2 protein-coding genes are annotated in these 1,142 nt (G+C 26.0%); one reads left to right on the top strand and one right to left on the bottom strand.

What is annotated here, in order from left to right; translation table 11 throughout:
• The coding region (locus tag L4923_RS30775) for a DUF536 domain-containing protein (protein ID WP_239370880.1) at positions 1-587 on the bottom strand (587 nt) is incomplete at its 3' end.
• A 305-nt stretch (positions 588-892) separates the two neighbouring features.
• Between L4923_RS30775 and L4923_RS30770 the strand changes: the two genes are divergently transcribed.
• The coding region (locus L4923_RS30770) for a replication initiator protein A (RefSeq protein WP_239370879.1) at positions 893-1,142 on the top strand (250 nt) is incomplete at its 3' end.

Below are 1,142 nucleotides of genomic sequence, written 5' to 3'. Positions count from 1 at the left end.
TCCTTATATTGAATCTCTTTATCTTTAGTTTCTTCATGATCTAGGAAAATATTAACATGAATAGTAGTATATTTATTATCTTGTTCATCAACCTTTAGAATAGCGTTAGTAGATGTATCAAAGGGATAATTAAGGTGTTTTTCTTTTTCTAATTGATTTTCTAATTTTTGAATCTTTTTATTACTCTCTAATGCCAGAACTTGCTGATTCTCAAGCAATTTTGATCTTTCTTGCAACTCTTTTCTGTAAAATTCAATTGTTGTTTCATGACGACTTTCTTGTTTTTCAATTTGATTATTTAAAGTATTAATCTGATTTTTAAGTATTTCTACTATTTGAGCATCGCTTTTAGATTCAAAATTAATATTATCCGACTCTTTTTTTTGTTTGTCTTCAGTAGCACTTTCAAAACCATATTTCCTTTTATTTTCATTTACTCTTTGAATGATTTTTTCTATATCGGTATCTTCTTTAATAAACGAAGTGTTTTCCTGTTTTATTGTCTCTATATTCAATCTCTTAATATTATTAAAAATCGTTTGCTTACTAACCCCTAATTCTTCACTCAACCTTTTTACACTTTTCATATCATCAACCCTTTATAAAATGTTTATAAACCCTTAGTAAAATATTATAAGCTTATAACGATTAATAATAAAGTAATCGACAAATAAAAATATAAATTCGCCAACCTTTTTATCAAGGGTTTGTAAAGGGTTTATGGTGTTTATCAAAGGTTTATAAACCTATATTTTCCCTTTTTAAAGTTTATTCAAAGTGCTATAATAACCTTAATATAACAAAAACCCCAACTACTGGTAATAGTCGGGGTTTGGTAATAAAACGTTTAGAAACTGTTTATTTATATAATTTTCGATACTTAGATTATATAATGAATAATATCTTAGTGCAAGCACCTAGATTATTAAATAAACACAAAAAATGTAAGCGTTTTATTACCTCTTACCAAACTAAAATTCGGAAAGAGGTTTTTATTATGTCAATTAAACTTTACAACATAAATGAGGAATACAGAGAAAAGTTTTATCAAATACCGAAAGTATTTTTTACAAATCCTAAATATATCAAGTTATCCAATGATGCAAAAATGGCATGGGGTATTCTTAGAGATCGTTTAGATT

Source organism: Terribium retamae (assembly GCF_022347545.1).
Taxonomy (GTDB): Bacteria; Pseudomonadota; Alphaproteobacteria; order Rhizobiales; family Rhizobiaceae; genus Mesorhizobium; species Mesorhizobium retamae.
Note: the sequence above shows the minus strand (reverse complement) of the source record. Positions and strands in the feature narration are given on the sequence as shown.